At 61.8% G+C, this 20,258-nt stretch carries 24 protein-coding genes; 15 read left to right on the top strand and 9 right to left on the bottom strand.

Annotated features, from left to right (window positions below; genetic code table 11):
* Positions 1–3 precede the first annotated feature (3 nt).
* Genes EEB12_RS22775 through EEB12_RS22760 form a run of 4 tightly spaced genes read left to right on the top strand, consistent with a single transcriptional unit; the run spans position 4 to position 2,377 of the window.
* Entirely contained in the window at positions 4–378 is a 375-nt protein-coding gene (locus EEB12_RS22775; RefSeq protein WP_019744850.1) for a DUF742 domain-containing protein, read from the top strand.
* Positions 359–946, top strand: coding sequence for a GTP-binding protein (locus EEB12_RS22770; protein ID WP_003940118.1), 588 nt, complete (start codon positions 359–361; stop codon positions 944–946). The genes EEB12_RS22775 and EEB12_RS22770 overlap by 20 nt, the downstream gene beginning before the upstream one ends.
* Before the next feature lie 40 nt (positions 947–986).
* The gene (locus EEB12_RS22765; RefSeq protein ID WP_019744851.1) at positions 987–1,781 is read left to right on the top strand and encodes an MHYT domain-containing protein; all 795 of its coding nucleotides are present in this window, start codon (positions 987–989) and stop codon (positions 1,779–1,781) included.
* 53 nt (positions 1,782–1,834) lie between these two features.
* Entirely contained in the window at positions 1,835–2,377 is a 543-nt protein-coding gene (locus EEB12_RS22760) for an AAA family ATPase (protein WP_141488552.1), read from the top strand.
* A 7-nt stretch (positions 2,378–2,384) separates the two neighbouring features.
* Here the strand turns inward: EEB12_RS22760 and EEB12_RS22755 are convergent, their stop codons facing one another.
* Together EEB12_RS22755 and EEB12_RS22750 are read right to left on the bottom strand one after the other, a co-directional pair.
* Positions 2,385–2,843: a GNAT family N-acetyltransferase gene (locus EEB12_RS22755; RefSeq protein ID WP_141488551.1), complete on the bottom strand. Its 459-nt coding sequence runs from the start codon at positions 2,841–2,843 to the stop codon at positions 2,385–2,387.
* Positions 2,844–2,899: 56 nt separating this feature from the next.
* Positions 2,900–3,526, bottom strand: coding sequence for a helix-turn-helix domain-containing protein (locus EEB12_RS22750; RefSeq protein WP_141488550.1), 627 nt, complete (start codon positions 3,524–3,526; stop codon positions 2,900–2,902).
* 33 nt (positions 3,527–3,559) lie between these two features.
* Between EEB12_RS22750 and EEB12_RS22745 the strand changes: the two genes are divergently transcribed.
* A complete protein-coding gene (locus tag EEB12_RS22745) occupies positions 3,560–4,588 on the top strand; it encodes an NAD(P)/FAD-dependent oxidoreductase (protein WP_141488549.1) in 1,029 nt (342 codons plus the stop codon).
* Positions 4,589–4,597: 9 nt separating this feature from the next.
* Here EEB12_RS22745 and EEB12_RS22740 read toward each other — a convergent pair whose 3' ends face one another.
* Genes EEB12_RS22740 through ctaD form a run of 3 tightly spaced genes read right to left on the bottom strand, consistent with a single transcriptional unit; the run spans position 4,598 to position 7,343 of the window.
* Entirely contained in the window at positions 4,598–5,017 is a 420-nt protein-coding gene (locus tag EEB12_RS22740) for a DUF5313 family protein (protein WP_042451127.1), read from the bottom strand.
* Positions 5,018–5,069: 52 nt separating this feature from the next.
* Complete coding sequence (locus tag EEB12_RS22735; RefSeq protein ID WP_019744857.1) at positions 5,070–5,543, bottom strand: MarR family winged helix-turn-helix transcriptional regulator; 474 nt, start codon at positions 5,541–5,543, stop codon at positions 5,070–5,072.
* Between the two features lie 45 nt (positions 5,544–5,588).
* The gene (ctaD, locus tag EEB12_RS22730; protein WP_141488548.1) at positions 5,589–7,343 is read right to left on the bottom strand and encodes a cytochrome c oxidase subunit I; all 1,755 of its coding nucleotides are present in this window, start codon (positions 7,341–7,343) and stop codon (positions 5,589–5,591) included.
* A gap of 203 nt (positions 7,344–7,546) precedes the next feature.
* On the opposite strand from ctaD, the gene EEB12_RS22725 reads away from it, so the two are divergent.
* Entirely contained in the window at positions 7,547–8,698 is a 1,152-nt protein-coding gene (locus EEB12_RS22725) for an NADH:flavin oxidoreductase (protein WP_019744859.1), read from the top strand.
* A 64-nt stretch (positions 8,699–8,762) separates the two neighbouring features.
* Here the strand turns inward: EEB12_RS22725 and EEB12_RS22720 are convergent, their stop codons facing one another.
* Complete coding sequence (locus tag EEB12_RS22720) at positions 8,763–9,611, bottom strand: aldo/keto reductase (protein WP_019744860.1); 849 nt, start codon at positions 9,609–9,611, stop codon at positions 8,763–8,765.
* Positions 9,612–9,741: 130 nt separating this feature from the next.
* On the opposite strand from EEB12_RS22720, the gene EEB12_RS22715 reads away from it, so the two are divergent.
* From EEB12_RS22715 to EEB12_RS22705, 3 genes are all read left to right on the top strand, one after another.
* On the top strand, positions 9,742–10,338 hold the full coding sequence (locus tag EEB12_RS22715; RefSeq protein ID WP_020908736.1) for a class I SAM-dependent methyltransferase: 597 nt from the start codon (positions 9,742–9,744) through the stop codon (positions 10,336–10,338).
* 89 nt (positions 10,339–10,427) lie between these two features.
* Positions 10,428–12,059, top strand: a complete 1,632-nt coding sequence (locus EEB12_RS22710; RefSeq protein WP_020970444.1) for an ABC-F family ATP-binding cassette domain-containing protein — start codon at positions 10,428–10,430, stop codon at positions 12,057–12,059.
* Between the two features lie 143 nt (positions 12,060–12,202).
* Positions 12,203–13,042 (top strand): aldo/keto reductase, encoded by an 840-nt coding sequence (locus EEB12_RS22705; RefSeq protein ID WP_020908738.1) that lies wholly within the window; start codon positions 12,203–12,205, stop codon positions 13,040–13,042.
* Positions 13,043–13,054: 12 nt separating this feature from the next.
* Here EEB12_RS22705 and EEB12_RS22700 read toward each other — a convergent pair whose 3' ends face one another.
* From EEB12_RS22700 to EEB12_RS22690, 3 genes are all read right to left on the bottom strand, one after another.
* Complete coding sequence (locus tag EEB12_RS22700; RefSeq protein ID WP_007733408.1) at positions 13,055–13,630, bottom strand: TetR/AcrR family transcriptional regulator; 576 nt, start codon at positions 13,628–13,630, stop codon at positions 13,055–13,057.
* A complete protein-coding gene (locus EEB12_RS22695; protein WP_021332241.1) occupies positions 13,631–14,044 on the bottom strand; it encodes a VOC family protein in 414 nt (137 codons plus the stop codon). It abuts the gene before it with no gap.
* Between the two features lie 74 nt (positions 14,045–14,118).
* The gene (locus EEB12_RS22690; protein ID WP_029255992.1) at positions 14,119–14,538 is read right to left on the bottom strand and encodes a hypothetical protein; all 420 of its coding nucleotides are present in this window, start codon (positions 14,536–14,538) and stop codon (positions 14,119–14,121) included.
* A 106-nt stretch (positions 14,539–14,644) separates the two neighbouring features.
* On the opposite strand from EEB12_RS22690, the gene EEB12_RS22685 reads away from it, so the two are divergent.
* The 6 genes from EEB12_RS22685 (at position 14,645) to EEB12_RS22660 (ending at position 20,254) form a co-directional block, all read left to right on the top strand.
* The gene (locus EEB12_RS22685; RefSeq protein WP_003940147.1) at positions 14,645–14,968 is read left to right on the top strand and encodes a helix-turn-helix transcriptional regulator; all 324 of its coding nucleotides are present in this window, start codon (positions 14,645–14,647) and stop codon (positions 14,966–14,968) included.
* Positions 14,961–15,506, top strand: a complete 546-nt coding sequence (locus tag EEB12_RS22680) for a hypothetical protein (RefSeq protein WP_020970450.1) — start codon at positions 14,961–14,963, stop codon at positions 15,504–15,506. Before EEB12_RS22685 ends, EEB12_RS22680 begins: the two co-directional genes overlap by 8 nt.
* 43 nt (positions 15,507–15,549) lie before the next feature.
* Positions 15,550–16,446: an ABC transporter ATP-binding protein gene (locus tag EEB12_RS22675; protein ID WP_141488547.1), complete on the top strand. Its 897-nt coding sequence runs from the start codon at positions 15,550–15,552 to the stop codon at positions 16,444–16,446.
* A complete protein-coding gene (locus EEB12_RS22670) occupies positions 16,443–17,636 on the top strand; it encodes an ABC transporter permease (RefSeq protein ID WP_019744870.1) in 1,194 nt (397 codons plus the stop codon). The genes EEB12_RS22675 and EEB12_RS22670 overlap by 4 nt, the downstream gene beginning before the upstream one ends.
* Positions 17,637–17,729: 93 nt before the next feature.
* A complete protein-coding gene (locus EEB12_RS22665; protein ID WP_141488546.1) occupies positions 17,730–19,217 on the top strand; it encodes an acetyl-coenzyme A carboxylase carboxyl transferase subunits beta/alpha in 1,488 nt (495 codons plus the stop codon).
* A complete protein-coding gene (locus EEB12_RS22660; RefSeq protein ID WP_020908745.1) occupies positions 19,214–20,254 on the top strand; it encodes a hypothetical protein in 1,041 nt (346 codons plus the stop codon). Before EEB12_RS22665 ends, EEB12_RS22660 begins: the two co-directional genes overlap by 4 nt.
* The last annotated feature ends 4 nt before the right edge of the window (positions 20,255–20,258 follow it).

Genomic DNA, 20,258 nt, shown 5'->3' with positions numbered 1-20,258 from the left:
TCGATGCCTCACCATCAATCCGAGTACGACGACGCCGAACCCAGCTTGGTCCGGCCGTACGCGCTCACCGAAGGTCGGACCCTGCCGTCCATCGACCTCCCGCTCGAAGCGATCATCGCGACGATCGAGGACGTGGTCTCGAACAATCTTGCACCGCAGGATATTCGTGCATCGATCGTCGCACTCTGCGAGCAGCGGATCTCGATTGCCGAGATCGCTGCCCACCTCGGTGTTCCGATCGGAGTCGTGCGGGTACTGGTTGCCGACCTCGTAGTAGCCGGATCACTGGAAATACATGCCACTCTGCGAAGCGACGCATCTCGAGTCGAGCGACGCGAACTGATCGAAAGGACCCTCAGTGGACTTCGGGCACTCTGACTCATCGTCTCGCGTGAAATCGACAAAAATCGTGATCGCCGGGGGTTTCGGTGTTGGCAAGACAACGCTTGTGGGGACCGTCTCCGAAATCGTCCCCCTTCGCACGGAGGCAATGGTCACCGACGCCAGCGACGGTATCGACAATCTCGGTTCCACTCCCGACAAGAGCACCACGACGGTCGCGATGGACTTCGGGCGCATCACTCTCGCCGACGACCTGGTCCTCTATCTGTTCGGAACCCCGGGACAGCGCCGCTTCTGGTTCATGTGGGACGACTTGATCACCGGTGCAATCGGTGCGGTCATTCTGGTCGACACGCGCCGCCTGGAAGACAGCTTCGCTGCAGTCGACTTCTTCGAGGCGCGAGGGCTCCCGTTCATTGTGGCGGTCAACCGTTTCGACGGCGCACCAATCCATTCGGCGAGCGATCTCCGGCAGGCATTGGCGCTACCCAACCGCGTTCCCATGATCGAGATCGACGCCCGAAACCGCGAATCGGCCAAACGCGCGCTGATCGCCGTCACCGAGTACTCCCTCGAACGACTTGCAGCTGAAGCAGTCGTCTAGATGAATCACCAGATGCGAATCGTCGCCGAAAGGAACTGGCATGTCGGATGAAATGCACCATTTCTCGATGGGAATCTGGCTGCTCGGGCTCGCCTACGTCGTGTCCGTGGTCGGGTCGGTAGTCGGCCTGGCGTGCACCAGGCATTCAGCGTCGGCGACGACAACCGCCACACGCATGCGATGGCTCGCCATGGCTGCCCTGTCGATCGGTGGTGTCGCCATCTGGCTGATGCACTTCATCGCCATGCTCGGCTTCGCAGTCCCCGGCAGTCCCATTCGATACAACCTCGGATGGACCGTGATCTCCGCGATCATCTCAGTAGGTGCTGTTTTTGTCGGTCTGCTGATCATCGGGACCGAATTCCGCTGGACGCGGCTTCTGATCGGCGGCGTGGTGACCGGTCTCGCCGTGAACATCATGCATTACACCGGCATGCGCGCCTTGCGCTTTCAGGGTGAGATCCACTACGACCTGCTCTTCGTTGCATTGTCGGTTCTCATCGCAGTCGTCGCCGGAACCGCTGCACTGTGGTTCACCATGGTGCTCGAGTCCACGATTCTGCGTTTTGTCGCCGGAATCATCATGGGCATCGCCGTCGTCGGTATGCACTACACCGGAATGGCCGCAGTCGAGGTTGTTCACGACGCGGCAGCCCCGGCGCCGCAGGGACTCGAAGTGTTCTCATTCCTCTTCCCCGTCTTCGTTCTCGGCCTGCTGGCGTTGGCAGTTCCGATTGTCGCCGTGCTGACAGCACCCAACCGTGCGACAGCACGGATGGAATCCGCCGCCGACGACCTGGCGTTCGAAGCACGAGAGTTCGCGACCTCGAACTGAGAGGAGTGCGGGGCGAGTCGATGTGAATCGACAACGCCCCGTACATTGCGGGGATGGTGGATGCCGGACACAACCCCCAGCCGTCGGCCGACGCGGCACTGGTCGTGATCGGTGGTTTGCCGGCCACCGGCAAATCGACGATCGCGCGGGCGCTTGCTCAGCATCACAAGATCCCCTACGTGCGGATCGATACCATCGAACAGTCGCTGATCCGCAGCGGTATCGCTGATGTATCCGGGACCGCCGGATACATCACCGGGTACGCGCTCGCCGCCGAACAATTGCGACTGGGACTCTCGGTCGTGGTCGAAGCCGTCAACCCAGTCGAGGCGACACGAAACGCCTGGTCCGCTACCGCACAACAGAATTCGGCGCGCTTGCTCAGTGTCGAAGTCATCTGTTCGGATCCCGACGAGCATCGCAGACGCGCAGAACGGCGAGTCGTCGACATCCCGGATCTTGTACTACCTACGTGGCAGGAAATCCTGGATCGAGACTACGAGCCGTGGACCACGGAACGGCTCGTGCTCGACACCGCAATCATGAACTCCGAGAGCGCAGTACGACGAATAACTGCCAGAATGTTCACCGAATGAGAGCTGCTCACAGGGTGAGAACGAAGAATGCACTGTTCGGATCTTCGCGGTAGTTTCCGAACGGTGGAGACGGGACGAACCCGAATCTCGCATACAGTCGGCGTGCCGGATCGAAGAAGTCCTGTGTGCCGGTCTCCAATTCGAGTTGCCGGTAACCTCGTTGTCTCGACTCGTCCACGACGTGTTGAAGAAGTCGCGTACCCACGCCACGCCCTCGAGCTACCGATGAGGTTCGCATCGACTTGATCTCGCCACCGGTCGACGACCGTTCCTTGAGTGCAACACAACCGAGTAGATCGTCACCTTCGCTCCACAGCGTCCACATGGTCACGGAGCTATCCGTCAGCCCGGTGATGTCCAGCGCGTGAACGCTGTCCGCGGGCGAGATCGCATGCATGTCGGCGAGATGTTCGGTCAGTAGAGCACGGACCACATCCCGACTCAGGTCGTCAATTTCGATTCGCACGGATCCTCACTGTCCTCTTCGCTTCCGGCAGCATCGAATGAAAGTATGACTGGCCGTCACTTCGGCGAAGGCTTGGCCCGTACGTGGACGCGTTCTCCTTGGGGGCCGAACAGACTCAGTACCTCGACCCGGCCGCCGCCGTCACTACCGAACCAATGCGGGTTTCGGGTGTCGAATTCAGCAGCTTCTCCCGTACCCATCACGATGTCGTGATCGGCCAACACCAACCGCAACCTCCCCGACAACACGTACAGCCATTCGTAGCCGTCGTGCACTTGCGGGTCGGGGTCCGTCTGGGTTGCCGGGATGGTCATCTTGAATGCCTGCAGCCCACCGGGTTGCCGAGTCAGCGGCAATACCGTTCGCCCACTGACGCTTCGAGGCGCACTCTGGATACGTGGATCGGCGACCTGTGGTGCCGCAACCAGTTGGTCCAACGGCACTTGGTGGGCAAGCGCGATCGGAAGCAGCAACTCCAGACTGGGTCGACGCTCCCCCGCTTCGAGCCTCGACAGGGTGCTCTTCGAAATACCGGTGGACTCGGACAGCGCTGTGAGCGTGACGTTCCTCTGTGTACGAATGCGTTTGAGGCGCGCGCCGATCTGCGAGATGGCGGCATCGATGTGCGGACCGTTGACATTCATGGTTCCGAGTCTGACGACGATTCCCAGAAATGGCAACATTAGTTGCTGACGAACCTCCTCCGCGAGCAATCTGTGCTCATGCGAACACACACTGAAACAGAGACCCTCGACGCCGTGATCGTCGGCGGTGGCGCCACCGGACTCAGCGCAGCCCTGGTGTTGGGTCGTGCTCGGCGCTCGGTCGCCGTCATCGATTCCGGCAAACCGCGCAACGCACCGGCAGCACACATGCACGGCTTCCTCTCGCGAGACGGCATGGCGCCAAGTGAGTTGCTCGCCGTCGGACGCAGCGAATTACAGACGTACGGAGTCGAATTCAAACGCGATGACGTAGTCGACATCTCCTGGCGCGGTATCGAACCCGGCTTTGTCGTCGAACTGTCGGGAGGCACGACGCTCGAAACTCGTACTGTGCTGGTTGCCACCGGCCTACGGGATTCACTCCCGAAAATACCAGGCATCCAGGAGCTTTGGGGGCAAAGCGTGCTCCATTGCCCGTACTGCCATGCGTACGAGATCAGCGACCAACCGATCGGCGTTCTCGGCGGCGACGCTCGCGAGATGTCACTTCACCAGGCGTTTCTACTCCGACAGTGGTCGTCGGATGTGACGTTCTTCCCCGACAAGATCTCGCTCACCCCCGACGAACGCGCGCGACTGGCTGCCCGAGGAGTGACGGTTGCCGACGGATCGGTATCTGGATTGGTCTGCGAGAAAAGCAAACTGAAAGCCGTCGAACTCGACAACGGCCAACTGGTTGCGCGCTCAGCACTGTTCGTTGCGCCGCGTTTCGTTCCGAACGACGCACATCTGACGCGACTCGGCTGCAAAACCAGCCCCACGGGATTCGTGGCTGTCGATCATTCCGGCGCCACCAGTGTTCCCGGTATCTGGGGCGCCGGCAACGTCGTCGACCCTCGCGCACAGGTAATCAATGCTGCGGCTGCAGGTTCAACCGCGGCGATCGCGATCAACGGATACCTGGTCGAGCAGGACGTCGACTCGGCTCTTCGTTCGACCGAGCCTGAGGGTGGTTTCTCGGCGGCCATGGAGCAGGGCGTCTGCGAGATGAACGGCGGCAGCGCCCTTCACGGCATCTGACCGAGTCGTCTAGGTCGCGGGGCCGCCGTGCAACTTCTCGTAGGCGGCCTTCTCGGCGTCGTGGCGCGAGATCTTCTTCGGGTTCTCGAGGTCGGAAGGCAAACCGTGACGCTCGAGGCGACGCGACCTGTTCTGAGCCATGTAGGAGACCGAATAGAACAGCGCCAGAAGCACTCCGAGCAGCACCATCGACGCCCGCAGGGCCCACGGCCCGGGGAAGAGCATGAAGGCCGCGAAGACGGGAATGAACGGCACCATGCTGCGGATCAGGTGACGTGGCACAGCCCAGTCACCGATCAGGTCGTTTCGCACCCAGTCCTGCATCGAATCGGGCAACTTGCGCCCCACTGAATAACCCAACCACTGAAGGGGATTCGGGCTCGTGCGTTGCTTTTTGGAAGTCACGGAAGTCACCTGTTCGGTACGCATCGGTCTTGACGCAGTCGTCACGTTTCTTTCAGATGTGGTCATCACATTTCTCTCATTGGTCCAAGGCCCCGGCGCGGAGCGCGGCCTCGTTGACCCGCGTCAGAACGTTGTGTAGTTCTTCGAGTTCGGCGAGGCTGACGCCGAGCTTCGCGACAACCGCCGGCGGGATCTTCTCCGCCTCGTCACGCAGTGCCACACCGGCTTCGGTGAGGTCGACGTCGAGTTGACGTTCGTCGGCGCGGCTACGGGTTCGCGTGATCAACCCGGACGCCTCGAGTCGCTTGAGGAGCGGCGAGAGTGTCGGCGAATCGAGCTGCAGTGCCTGCCCGATTTCCTTGACCGCCATGGGCGACTTCCCCCACAGAGCAAGCATCACCAGATACTGGGGATGTGTGAGGCCCATCGGCTCGAGCAGTGGCCGGTAGACGGACAGGACTGCCCGGTTCGCGACCGCAAGTGCAAAACACACCTGCCGGTCGAGAGCCAGCGGATCGTCCATCTGCGTCTGCGGAGCCTTCGTCGTCATGAATCCGATGTTACCAGATTAATTAGTGCAGTAACTATTATCGCACTAATCAATCTGGCGACTATCGTCACTCTTCTCCAATGTCGACGTGGGTTGCCCGGTGAGGCCCACGTGCGCTTCCGCCCTCATTCGCTCCACCATGTGCGGGTAGTGCAGCTCGAACGCCGGACGCTCGCTACGGATGCGCGGCAACTCGGTGAAGTTGTGACGCGGCGGCGGGCAGGTGGTCGCCCACTCGAGCGAGTTTCCGTAACCCCACGGATCGTCGACGGTGACCACCTCGCCGTAGCGGTAACTCTTGAAAACGTTCCAGATGAACGGCAGTGTCGACGCGCCGAGCACGAAGGCGAAGATCGTGGACACCGAGTTCAGCACCGTGAATCCGTCCGAGGGCAGGTAGTCTGCGTAACGACGGGGCATACCTGCGCCACCGAGCCAGTGCTGGACGAGGAACGTGCCGTGGAAGCCGACGAACGTGGTCCAGAAGTGCCACTTGCCGAGGCGCTCGTCCATCATGCGACCGGTCATCTTCGGGAACCAGAAGTAGATACCGGCGTACGTGGCGAACACGACCGTACCGAAGACCACGTAGTGGAAGTGGGCGACAACAAAATACGTGTCGGTGACGTGGAAGTCGAGCGGCGGACTCGCGAGAATGACGCCCGACAGACCACCGAAGAGGAAGGTGATCAGGAAGCCGACCGAGAACAGCATCGGCGATTCGAAGGTCAACTGCCCCTTCCACATCGTGCCGATCCAGTTGAAGATCTTCACACCTGTCGGCACGGCGATCAGGAACGTCATGAACGAGAAGTAGGGCAGGAGAACAGCACCCGTCGCATACATGTGGTGAGCCCACACCGCGATGGACAGAGCTGAGATCGCCAGTGTCGCGTAAACCAAACCGGTGTATCCGAAGATCGGCTTACGGCTGAAGACCGGGAAGATCTCCGAGACGATGCCGAAGAACGGCAGCGCGATGATGTACACCTCGGGGTGACCGAAGAACCAGAACAGGTGCTGCCACAGGAGCACACCGCCCGTTGCCGGGTCGAAGATGTGCCCACCGAGGTGACGGTCGACGAACAGACCCATGAATGCAGCGGTCAGCAGCGGGAACGCCATCAAGATCAGAATGCTGGTGATGAAGATATTCCAGGTGAAGATCGACATCCGGAACATCGTCATGCCTGGTGCGCGCAAACAGATCACCGTGGTGATCATGTTGACCGCACCGAGAATAGTGCCGAGACCGCCCACTGTCAGTCCGAAGACCCACAGGTCGGCTCCGACGCCGGGGCTGTGCACCGCACCCGACAGCGGGGTGTACGCAGTCCAACCGAAGTCGGCAGCGCCGCCCGGTGTGAGGAATCCGCCGAGTACGATCAAACCACCAAAAGTGAAGAGCCAGAAGCCGAATGCGTTCAAGCGCGGGAAGGCCACGTCCGGGGCACCGATTTGCAGCGGAAGTATGTAGTTCGCGAAGCCGAAAACGACGGGCGTCGCGTACAGCAGCAACATGATCGTGCCGTGCATGGTGAACAACTGGTTGAACTGCTCGTTCGAGAGGAACTGCATCCCGGGGACAGCCAGTTCCGCACGCATGAACAGGGCCATCAGGCCGCCGATCAAGAAGAACACGAAAGCCGTGATCATGTACATGATCCCGATCTTCTTGTGATCGGTGGTCTTGATCATGTCGAACATCCACGACCCCTTGGGATCACGACGCTTCGGGTACGGCCGCTCCGGAATCGGCTCCAGCTCTCCGGTCCGCTCGTCCGGCACCGTTGTTGTCATGCTCGCGCGTCCTCTTTCGTGCTCGATACCGCCCTCAAGAACTTTCCGCACGACCATATCGCATGTTAATAGTTAATGCACAAACTAAGTTTCGGCGACGTGGGCATCAATCGAAAACCGAACGTACGCAACCTTTTGCAGATTTCGGTGAGATAAAGTCAGGCGGCGGAATAGGTCGAGGGTCCGCCGCGTTGAACAAACCCGTGACTCTTCCCGACACATCGACAGCACCCGAGGCCTCCGCGTTGCGCGGCCTCTTCGAGCCTTTCGAGGTCAAATCACTCTCGTTGCGCAACCGTTTTGCGATGGCCCCGATGACTCGCGCCTTCTCTCCTGACGGAATCCCCGGCGCCGACGTGGCCGAGTACTACCGTCGTCGCGCAGCGGGCGGGGTCGGCCTGATCATCACGGAAGGCACCTATATCCCGGACCCGGCAGCGGGCCCGCACACCCGCGTACCGCGCATCTACGGTGATTCGAGCCTGGGCGGCTGGAAGTCGGTAGTCGACGCCGTGCACGCCGAGGGTGGATCGATCATTCCTCAGCTGTGGCACCTCGGAGTCGAGCGCGGCGAAAACTCGCGTCTGAACCCCGAGGTCGAAACCGTCAGCCCCTCCGGCCTGGCGCTGGACGGCACCCGTCTGGGACGAGAATTCACCACCTCGGATCTCGACACCTTGAAGCAGTCGTGGGTCGACGCCGCACTCAACGCGAAGAACACCGGTTTCGACGGGCTCGAGTTGCACGGAGCGCACGGCTACCTGCTCGACGAATTCCTGTGGGCCGGAACCAATGTCCGCACCGATGAATACGGCGGATCACTGGAAGCCCGCACCCGTTTCCCGGCCGAGGTCGTCGCCGCAATCCGAGAGGCTGTCGGAAACGAGTTCGCGATCGTCTACCGATTCTCGCAGTGGAAGTCCGGCCACTACGACGCTCGTATCGCCCAGAGCCCGGCTGAACTCGGCCGCATCCTCACTCCCCTGGTCGACGCCGGCGTCGACGTTCTGCATCCGTCGACGAGGCGCCACTGGGAACCGGCGTTCGCTGAACTCGACGGTGAAGACGGCAAGCTCGGCCTCGCCGGCTGGACGAAGAAGCTGACCGGGTTGCCGACCATCACCGTCGGCTCGGTCGGACTCGACTCCGTGTTCACGACGGCATTCACCGGCGACGCCGCATCGGCTGTCACGGGGCTGGAGCGTCTCGAAGCTCAGTACGATAGGGGTGAATTCGACATGGTTGCCATCGGACGCGCGCTGCTCGCCGATCCCGAGTGGGTCGAGAAGCTACGCACCGGACGCGCGGACGAGCACATCGCATTCACTGCAGAACATCGCACGCACCTGAACTGACCTCGCACGACAGAACGGCACTCCCGCGATTGCGGGAGTGCCGTTCGTGGGTCTACCGGAAGTTCTAGCTGCCGAGCGTGACCGGGTCGGGGCCGATGCGGCCGGCCGGGTCGTCGAGAGCACCGATCGCGTTGATTTGTTCCGGCGTCAGTTCGAATCCGAAGACATCGAAGTTTGCGGCGATACGTTCGGGGGTCACCGACTTCGGAATCACCACGTTTCCGATCTGCAGGTGCCAGCGAATGATCACCTGAGCCGCGGTGACGCCATGAGCGTCGGCGATAGCGGTGATGACGGGGTCACCGAGAACAGTTCCCTGGCCGAGCGGGCTCCACGCTTCCGTCGCGATTCCCTTGCCGGTGTGGAAAGCGCGCAGTTCGGCCTGGTTGAACTTGGGGTGAAGCTCGATCTGATTGAGGACCGGCACCTCGCCGGTTTCACCGATGACACGCTCGAGGTTCTCGATGGTGAAGTTGGAGACGCCGATGGATCGAACCCGTCCGTCCGCCTTGAGCTTCTGGAATGCCTTGAAGGTCTCGACGTACAGGTCCTTGGACGGAACCGGCCAGTGGATCAGGTACAGATCGAGGTAGTCGAGACCCAACTTGTCGAGGCTGGCGTCGAAGGCGGCTAGCGTCGAGTCGTAGCCCTGATCGTCGTTCCACAGTTTTGTCGTGATGTAGAGGTCTTCGCGGGCGATGCCGGATTCGGCGATCGCGCGGCCGACGCCCACCTCGTTGCCGTAGATCTTGGCGGTGTCGATACTGCGGTAGCCGGTCTTCAGGGCGGTGGAGACGGCTTCCTGCGTCTCGTCGTCCGGAACCTGGAACACACCGAATCCCAGTGCGGGGATCGTCTTACCGTCGTTCAGAACAATGGTCGGTACAGAGGTCACATCGTTGGTCTCGGTCATATGTGGATCCAACGCACGGGCGCCAGGAGGCATTCCCCACCGAACCTCCTCTTCGCACCCTTGTCGCACCCGAAATGCCGGTCTACCTTGGAATACAAGTAATCGAATCGCCTCGAGAAAAGAGAGAGCGATGAATCTCGGATATCGCCTCGCCTACAAGGTCGGCGTCACTCCATGGGAGCACACCGGTCACGGCTTCGACGCTCAACTGTCCGGCCTTCTGGATGCGATTCCCCTCCCGGAAGGTGGCCGCGCACTCGATATCGGTTGCGGCACCGGACGCCATTCCATCGAGCTGGCGCAACGCGGGTGGCACGTCACCGGCGTCGACGCCGAACAGGAACCGCTGGACAAAGCGCGCATTCACGCGCGTGAAGCACACGTCGACGTCCGGTTCCTCCACGAGGACGCGGCAGACCTGCACATTGCTGTCGACGGCGGGCACATGCTGGTGCTCGACATCGGCTGTTTTCACGGGCTCACCGATCATCAACGACGCGACTACGGGAGGTCGGTCAACGCGATCACCGCACCCGGGGCGTCCATGGTGATGTTCGCATTCGGGCCAGGTCACCGTTGGCCGATGCCACATGGCGTCTCCGAGGAGGACGTCATGCGAGTATTCGACGGTTGGTCGATGGCCTCGAGTACGGCCGCCGACGTGAGTGAATCGCCACTTCCGGTCCGTGCGGCACATCCGTGCTGGTACCACCTGGTCCGTGACTGACTGCTGTGCGCCTTTATTAACCGCCCGCGGTTAATAAAGGCGCACAGCACCGATTAACACAGGCGCACAGCGCCGGGGATACTTCTCAGGTGACTGCAACACTGCGCATCAGCGGCCTCTCTGCCTCCCGGGGAGAACGCACTCTGTTCTCCGACCTCGATCTCACCGTCGCGCCCGGCGACGTCATCGGCCTCGTCGGCGCGAATGGCGCCGGCAAGTCGACGCTTCTCACTGCACTGGCGGGAATCGGAACTGCCGACGTCGAAGGTTCGATCATCCTCAGCCCGCCAGACGCTGCGGTGGGCTATCTCGCACAGGAACCCGACCGCATCGAGGGCGAGACCGTCCTCGAGTTCCTCGGCCGACGCACCGGGGTCGCACATGCCGAGGCGGTCATGAACGCCGCGGCCGAAACCCTGGCTGAAGCCGAGGAGGATCTGTACTCTCCGGCTCTCGAACGCTGGCTCGCTCTCGGCGGCGCCGATCTGTTCGAGCGCGCTGAGAAGGTGGTCGAAGAACTCGGGCTCGGAGTTCCGCTCGAAGCTCACATGACGGCACTGTCCGGCGGTCAGGCCGCACGCGCCGGGCTCGCGTCGCTGTTGCTCTCGCGCTACGACATTCTCCTGTTGGACGAACCCACCAACGATCTCGACCTGCGGGGTCTCGAGCAGTTGGAGCGATTTGTCGCCGAGACCCGAGCGGCGCTGGTTGTCGTGAGCCACGATCGCGAGTTCCTCTCGCGCACCGTCACGGGGATCGTGGAACTCGATCTGGCACAACAGGACATCGCCGTCTACGACGGCGGCTACGAGTCGTACCTCGCCGAACGCGAGATCGCCCGCCAGCACGCACGCGAGGCGTTCGAGGAATACGCAGGCACCCGCTCCGATCTCGAAGATCGCGCACAAATGCAGCGCAACTGGATGGAACACGGCGTCCGCAATGCGCGTCGTAAGGCCAAGGACAACGACAAGATCGGACGCGGATTGCGGACCGAGTCGACGGAGAAGCAAGCCGCGAAGGCACGCCAGACTCAACGTCGCATCGAGCGACTCGAAGTGGTCGAGGAACCGCGCAAGGAGTGGGAACTTCGCATGGAGATCGCGGCGGCTCCGCGGTCCGGATCCGTTGTCGCAACCACGAATGGTGCCAAGGTAACGCGCGGTCAGTTCACGTTCGGTCCGGTCACGACACAGATCGACTGGGGCGATCGAATCCTCGTCACGGGCGCGAACGGAGCCGGCAAGACCACCCTCCTGAACGTCCTGCTCGGCAAACTCGTCCCGGACGAGGGCATCGCGTCGCTGGGCTCCGGTGTCGCGATCGGTGAGATCGATCAGGCGCGTGGATTGTTCGAAGGTGATCAACCAGTCGTGGAGGCCTTCGGCGCTCAGGTTCCGGACTGGCCCGATGCCGATGTCCGTACTCTGCTCGCCAAGTTCGGCCTGCGCGGACACCACGTACTCCGATCTGCCGCTTCCCTGTCCCCCGGCGAAAGAACAAGGGCTGCACTTGCTTTGCTCCAAGCTCGCGGCGTGAACCTACTGGTACTGGACGAGCCGACGAACCATCTCGACCTTCCGGCGATCGAACAGCTCGAGCAGGCGATGGAATCCTTCGAAGGGACCCTCCTCCTGGTCACTCACGATCGACGCATGCTGCAGTCCACCCGAAGTACGCGCCGGTGGCGAATGGAGAACGGACAACTCTTCGAGGAGTAGCCAACCGACTCTGCTTGCGCAGACAACCCGCGTGTGCAACTATTTATCAGGCGCACGCAATAGTTGCATGCGCGGCATAGGTGGGCACGGGCGACACGATCGCCCGTCGAACCGCCACACCCAGTCTTGAAAGGCGCTCTTCAATGTTGTCGATCCCCGACCGCACACTGACTCACGGAACCACCGGCGAACCGATCACCATCCCGCAACTCGGGTACGGCGTTTTCCAGGTACCGGACGCACAGACCGAAGAGGTCACTGCCACCGCTCTCGAGATCGGCTACCGCCACATCGACACGGCCGCAATCTACGGAAACGAAGCCGGTGTCGGCCGCGCCATCGCTAGTTCGGGTGTTCCGAGGTCAGAGCTTTTTGTCACCACCAAGTTGTGGAATGACGATCAGGGCCACGACCGAGCGCTCGCCGCGTTCGACACGAGCCTCGACAAGCTCGGCCTCGACTTCGTCGACCTGTATCTGATCCACTGGCCGGCACCGGCAAAGGGCCTGTTCGTGGAGACGTGGGCCGCTTTCGAGGAGATCCTCGCCTCCGGCCGTGCCCGTGCGATCGGCGTGTCCAACTTCCTGCCCGAGCACCTCGAACTGCTGGCCGAGCACAGCTCGATCACCCCGGCCGTCAACCAGATCGAATTGCACCCCAGACTGCAACAGCACGCGTCACGGGAATACGCGCGAAGTCGCGGCATCGAAATCGAGGCATGGAGCCCACTGGGACAGGGAACTATCCTCGACGACCCGACCATCGGGAAAATCGCTGCAGCACACGGAAAGAGCCCAGCGCAGATCATTCTGCGCTGGCATCTCGAACAGGGACACACCGTTCTGTCGAAGTCGGTGACACCTGCCCGCATGCGCGACAACGCCGCAATCTTCGACTTCGCACTCGATACCGACGAGTCAGCTGCCATCGCAGCGCTGAACACCGACAGCCGTGTCGGACCCGATCCAGTCGAATTGAACTGAATCGAAACGGCTTCAGGAATTTTCGTGGGGAGTCAACGTCAGCAGCACGGAATCGACGGACTGCTCGGCCAGGAGCGCGTCCAACGGTAAGTGACGGAACAACGCTCGGTAATAGATCGGCGACGCCAGGGCATCCAGGACGAAGTCCAGGTCGAAGTCGCTCCGAATGTCGCCGCGTAGCCGCGCCGATTCCAGCACTGCCGCAGTGGAATCGCGTCGTGGCTGAAAGAATGCCGACTGGAAATCCCGCGCCAATTCCGGGTCCGCCGCCAGATCCGCGACCAACGCGGGCAGGATCCGCCCAACTACCGTTTCACTCAGCCCCACAACCAATGTCGTGATGCCGGCGACCAGGTCTGCCCTGAGATCGCCGGTGTCCGGCGTTGGATCAGTGCCGATGTGCGCCACGACGACGTCGACCACCAGATGCCGCTTCGACGGCCATCTCCGGTAGATGGCGGGTCGGTGCACGCCAGCTCTCGTCGCCACCGAACCGATCGACAGCTCCGCATAACCGTTCTCCCCCAACAACTCCAGGGTTGCCGCCAGTACGGCGTCGTCGATCCGCTCGTCGCGGGCGCGCACCATCTACAGCACCGGTCGCGGCATGAGCACCAGACGCCAGCCGTCGGGATCTTCGAAAGTCATCCCCGCATTCTCCTCCCAGTACGGATTCTCGGCGCCAACGGGTTCGTGCCCTGCTTCACCCAACCGCTGAACTACCTCGTACATCGCCGATTCGCCGGCGAAGTAGAGCACCAACAGGTTGTCCTGCGTCGGCGCCGGGCACGGGCTTCCGTCTTCGTGGGTCGTGAATTCGAGGTGATAGTTCGAATCCGGCAGCCCCAGCATGATTCCGTCGTACCCGGCATGACCGGAGAACCGGTAGAGCTCGGGCAATCCCAGACAGTCGCGATAGAACGCAATCACGTCGTCGAGCCTGTCGGTGGGTCGCGCTACGCGCACTTGCACTACTGCGAGGTCGTTCGGCCAAGTTGTCATTCCCAAACAGTACAGTACGTACCGTAATGTTTCGAGAAGATGGCCGCCAGCCTCCCGACGCCAGCTCGCTGCAACTACAAGCGATCATTCTCCGGAAACGCCGCTTTGGGCATGAACTTCGGCCTGGCGAACAGCACAGAGAGATTGGTGGGCTGCGACTCAACCGGGCGATCGGACCGATACAGCAAGGCCTGCTGCGGGGTACTCACCCATTCGCTGGCGAAAATCTCACCGATACGGCCCACCGGCACGTGCGATCCATCCTCGAGTCGAACGGTGACGTCTGCCCCGGCGTCCGACTGGCCGTACACGACCCACCACGATTCACCCTCAACGTCCCCTGGAGTGTGCTGACCGATACCGATGACGGCACCTTTTTCCATCGCATCGCGCCAGACCACTTCACGCCCTTGCGGTCCCACGCTGTAACTACCGTCCTCGCGCACCTGCACGACGAGACAGGACTTCTCGAGCACCAACTTTTCGACCACCATGCGACGCCCCTTCTGTTGCCCGAACCCTATCCGCCGACACCACCCAGAAACGGCACCTTCGCGGTTCATGTTGACAAACTGTTGGGTTTTTACAACACTTTGATGCATGAGCCCAGTCCGACGGGGAGACGCGCTCCCCATCTTCAATCGCATCGGAGTGCTTCGCGCCGAGCGGAAGATGAGTCGGGCCCAGCTTGCACAACTCGTCGACGTCAACCCGCAGACGGTGGGGGCGCTCGAACGCGGCGATCACTACCCCAGCCTGGATCTCGCGTTCAGGATCTGCTGGGTATTCGACCTTCCGGTCGAAGCGGTGTTCTCCCGGACGGAGTTCGGGCCGCTGTCGACGGAGGTCTACCGGAATGCACCGTCGACGGAGGTCTACCGATCTGACCGCACTACCGAGGGGAGTGAAAAGCCCAGTGCCTGAATCAAATCTGATCGACCGCTACCAGGCCCACCGCACTCGGCGGTTCCTGCAGAACGAGGAGACGTTCCGACATTGGCTTCCGAATTGGCGAACCCGTCGACGTCGGCGGATGCTCGTCATCGCCCTCGGAGTCCTGTTCGCCACGATGGTTGCCATCGGCATAGCGTGCCTGTTCAACCCACTGTTCGCGGTGGCATGGCCGGTCCTCACCCTGTTGTTCCTACCGACGTGGTCTTCACTTCAAATCGTGTCGGGCAGGCAAGGGGATGCGCCGCGGCATGCTCTGGACGAATGGGAGATCCAGCAACGCAACGACGCCCGTTCCGTCGGGTTGAGCGTGACTCAATCGTTGGTCTTCATTGTCGCCATTTTCCTCATTTTCACCTCGTCGGTGCAGTGGAATGTAGAGAGACTGCCTTACTCGGGAGGTTTATTGGCACTGACTGCAATGCTGATCGGCGCGTGCACGCCCGCGATGATTCTCTCGTGGACCAATCCAGACCCGGATCCGATTGATTCCGAAGAGTTCGACCTCTGACCCGTATTACCGAAGCGCACCACTCGACCGATGGGAAGGACCCATGTCAGCCAACCTCACGATCGACGGCATCTCGAAACGCTACGGCGACGTCGTTGCACTCGACAACCTGAGTTTCGAAGTGCGACCAGGCGAGATCTTCGGATTCGTCGGCAGCAACGGCGCCGGCAAGACGACCACGATGCGCATTGCGCTGGGTGTGCTCGGAGCAGATTCGGGGGAAGTTCGCCTCGGCGGCAAACCCGTCGACCTCGACGTGCGTCGCACTATCGGATACATGCCGGAGGAACGCGGCCTCTACCCCAAGATGAAGGTGGGCGCGCAACTTTCCTATCTGGCCGAGCTACATGGACTCTCGAAAGCCGATGCGCATGCGGCGACAGAGCGCTGGACCGAACGTCTGGGTATCGCCGAACGCGTCAAGGACACCGTCGACTCCCTGTCCCTCGGTAATCAGCAACGTGTGCAGCTCGCGGCCGCGCTGGTTCACGATCCAGCGGTACTCGTTCTGGACGAACCGTTTTCGGGCCTTGACCCCGTAGCGGTCGATGTCATGAGTGACGTGTTGGTCGAGAAGGCTCGCACCGGTGTTCCCGTAATCTTCTCCAGCCATCAGTTGGATCTGGTGGAGCGCCTGTGCGATCGCGTGGGCATCATCAGCCGCGGCAGCATGCGAGAGATCGGAACCGTCGACGAACTACGAGGCAAGGGCGACGGCCGAATCGAAGTCTTCGCCCCTGACGCGCCGGTCGGTTGGGCACACCACCTGATCGGTGTCACCACACTGAGCCACCTCGACGGTCGAACGCTCCTGAGCGTCGACGGAACCGCCGACGATCAGCAGATCCTGCATGCAGCGTTGAAAACCGGACCGGTGCACGAGTTCACGCTACGACGTCCGTCACTGACCGATCTGTTCCGAGAGGTAGTAGCCGCATGAGCAACCAGTTGAGCGGAGGTCGAGCCATCGGGTTGGTCGCCCGACGCGAATTCATGACGCAGATCTCGAAGAAGAGTTTTGTGATCAGCAACGTCATAATCCTGGTCGCGATCGTCGGCGGCATCATCGCCTTCTCACTCTTCTCCGGCGGCGACGAGGACAAGTCGAAGATCGGCTTGGTCGGCAACCAATCACTCAGTGCCACGATGGTGTCCATCGGCGACACCCTCGGAAATCCGGTGACGGTGACGGAGGTTTCCGACGACGGAACCGCGCGTAACCAGGTCAAGGACGGCGACCTCGACGTGGCCGTCATCGCTGGATCGGGCGGCGGCGTCACTGTCGTGACCAAGAAGGAAGTGCCCACGAATCTGCGCGCCGTCATCGAGAGTTCCGTTGCACAACAGGCACAATCGAATGCGCTCTCCGCCGCGGGGATCGATCCGGCACAGCTCGCCGAAGCCACGTCCACCGCAGTGGTCACCATCGATGCCATCGATCCCCCGGATCCCGAACAGGGCCAACGCATAGCGATGTCGATCGCTGCTGTGGTGCTCCTGTACATGCAGATCCTGCTGTTCGGAACGTACGTGGCGATGGGCGTCGTCGAGGAGAAGTCCAGTCGCGTGGTCGAGCTGCTGCTCTCCACTCTTCGTCCGCTGCAGTTGTTGTGGGGCAAGGTTCTCGGAATCGGTGCTGTCGGCCTGATGCAGATGGCTGCCTATGCCGTCGCGGGCGTCGCCACCGGACTCGCGACGGGCGTCCTGACCGTGACGGGCACCGCGATCGGCGTTCTGTTCGGCACTCTCGGGTGGTTCATTCTCGGCTTCCTCTTCTTCGCCGTGCTGTACGCCGCCGCCGGGTCCATGGTCTCGCGGCAGGAGGACGTCAACGCCACCGCGATGCCTCTCGCGCTGCTCGTCATGGCGATGGTCAGCGTGGCTTTCGTTTCGGTGAGCAATCCAGAAGGAACCCTGAGCAACGTGTTGAGTTGGATTCCGCCGTTCTCGGCAATCCTCATGCCCCTGCGCATTTCCGCCGGCGTTGCTTCTCCGTTCCAGATCGTGGGAACCATTCTGCTGATGCTGGTCGTGACTGCTGCGCTGTCGATGATCGCGGCAAAGATCTACCAGCGCTCCATCCTTCGTATCGGCAAGGTCGTTTCATGGAAAGAGGCGTTCGGACGCTGATTCTCCGGCGCACAACTGGCGCCACGCGATCCCGACGGCACCCCGTCCAGGTAGGTTCATCCTGGACGGGGTGCTGCTTACTTGGAGGACGTTGTGCGAATCTCGGCCGAAGAACTACTCACTGCGGTACTCGATTCCGAGAGCTTCGTCTCTTGGGACTCCGCGCCCGTCGACGTCGGACCTGGCCCGAAATACGCAGAAGACCTGGCGAAGGCCCGCGAGAAGAGCGGAGTGGACGAGTCCGTCGTCACCGGTGTCGGTACGGTTCGGGGCCGTCGAGTCGCGGTAATTGCCTGTGAATTCAGCTTTCTCGCCGGTTCCATCGGAGTCGCCGCGGCCGAGCGGATCGTGACCGCCGTCGAACGTGCTACGGCAGAACAACTCCCGCTGCTCGCCTCGCCCACCTCCGGCGGAACGCGGATGCAGGAGGGCACCGTCGCCTTCGTTCAGATGGTGAAGATCGCTGCGGCAGTGGCTGTTCACAAAGCGGCACACCTGCCCTACCTGGTATACCTGCGCAATCCCACCACCGGCGGGGTCTTTGCCTCGTGGGGATCCCTCGGCCACATCACCGTCGCGGAACCCGGTGCTCTGGTGGGATTCCTCGGACCCCGTGTCTACGAATCGCTGTACGGCGAAAAGTTTCCCGACGGTATCCAGACGTCCGAAAACTTGTATCGCAACGGCGTTATCGACGGCGTCGTACCCGTCGACCGCCTCCGTCTGCTGGTCAATCGAGCGTTGTGCGTGCTCACCGATCCCCCGGCCCCGGCGGCCACGGACCCGATTCCCTCACCCGAGATTCCCGATGTTCCCGCCTGGCAGTCGGTGATGCTCTCGCGCCGGGCCGATCGACCCGGCATCCGCCAGTTGCTCCGCCATGCCGCAACTGAACAGGTACCGCTCAGTGGCACCGGGCAGGGTGAAACCGACAAGACGATCTTGCTCTCGCTCGCCCGCTTCCGAGGCTTTCCGTGCATCCTGCTCGGCCAGGACCGCAGTGGCCAATCCGCGCTCACCACGATGGGACCGGCCGCGCTCAGGGAAGCGCGACGGGGCATGAAACTTGCCGAAGAACTACAACTCCCGCTTGTCCTCGTGATCGACACTTTGGGCGCGTCGCTGTCCAAAGAAGCTGAAGAACGTGGACTGGCCCCTGAGATCGCCCGTTGCATCGCCGACCTCGTGACGCTGAAGACCCCGACAGTGTCGGTGTTGCTCGGTCAGGGAACAGGCGGCGGGGCGCTCGCGCTGCTGCCCGCCGATCGGGTACTCGCGGCACAGAACGGGTGGCTCGCTCCCCTGCCGCCGGAAGGCGCAAGCGCGATCGTCCATCGCGACATCAGTCACGCACCGGAGATGGCGGCAGCGCAGGGCATTCGTTCGTTGGATCTGCTTCGAGACGGCGTAATCGACGCGATCATTCCCGAAACGCCTGACGCGGCCGACGAACCCGTGGAATTCTCCAAGAGGGTAGGGGCTGCGATAGCGCACGAACTCTTCATGCTTGCCGAAGAGTCGGACACCGATCGCCAGTCCTCCCGTATCGCGCGCTATCGAAACCTGGGAGTTCCGCAATGACGACGAAGGACCGGAATGCGCTGACGCTGCCGCACAGTTACGACCGCGCGGCACTCGCTCGTTTCGAATTGTTCCTGTTCGCCGGCATCGCCACCGTGTTGATCACCCGCGCTTATCTGGCGGCAACGGGCTATCCCCAGATCGGGGGCGGCGCCCTCCACATCGCACACGTTCTCTGGGGCGGATTGCTGATGGCCGTCGCCATCGTCGCGACCGCCATCACCGAAGGCTCTCGCACGCGTGACCTGGCCACGCTTGTCGGCGGAATCGGGTTCGGTCTCTTCATCGACGAGGTCGGAAAATTCGTCACTGCCGACGTCGATTACTTCTACCAACCTGCCATCGCGATCATGTACGTCGTCTTCGTTCTCTTCTATCTTGCCGCGCGCGAGGTGGTGATTCGGCGCGGAATGAATGATCGTCATCGGCTCGCCATCGGGGCGCGAGCGCTCTCGGACCTCGCTCTCGGTCAGCTCGACGAGATCCAGTACAACCACGCCCTCCGCGTACTCGACGGCGTCGAAGACCGCAGCCTCACCGACCTCGTCGATTCGATCAAGGCCGGCCTGCATTCACAAACTCCGCCGACCGGCGGTATCGAATCGAAGATCACTCGTGGCCGCAACGCGTTCTTCCACCGTGCTGAGGAACTGCTCCGGCACCGTGTCGTCCGCCGACTGGTACTGACCCTGTTCGTACTGCAGGCTCTTCTGGCGATTGTCCAGGTGATCTACGCGTTGGTGTCCGAGAACGTCGTCGAAGCCGACGACGTCTCCGACCTGGTGGTCCAGATCTCCACCGTCGCAACCGGAGTTCTTGTGGTTCTGGGAGTGTGGTTCCTCTTCCGCGGCCCGTACCTGCGAGCCCTGAGACTCCTGCGTGCATCCCTCATCGTGAGTCTCCTGGTGACGCAGGTCTATCTGTTCACGCAGGACCAGTTCGGCGCGCTTTTCGGTTTCGCAGTCTCACTGTTCATGCTCGCGACACTTCGCATCGCGATTCGAAGCGAAGAGGCCGCCGCGGCTCTACCGCAGTAATTCT

The sequence above is a fragment of the Rhodococcus sp. WS1 genome (assembly GCF_003797745.1).
In the GTDB taxonomy this organism is placed as follows: Bacteria; Actinomycetota; Actinomycetes; order Mycobacteriales; family Mycobacteriaceae; genus Rhodococcus_F; species Rhodococcus_F erythropolis.
Note: the sequence above shows the minus strand (reverse complement) of the source record. Positions and strands in the feature narration are given on the sequence as shown.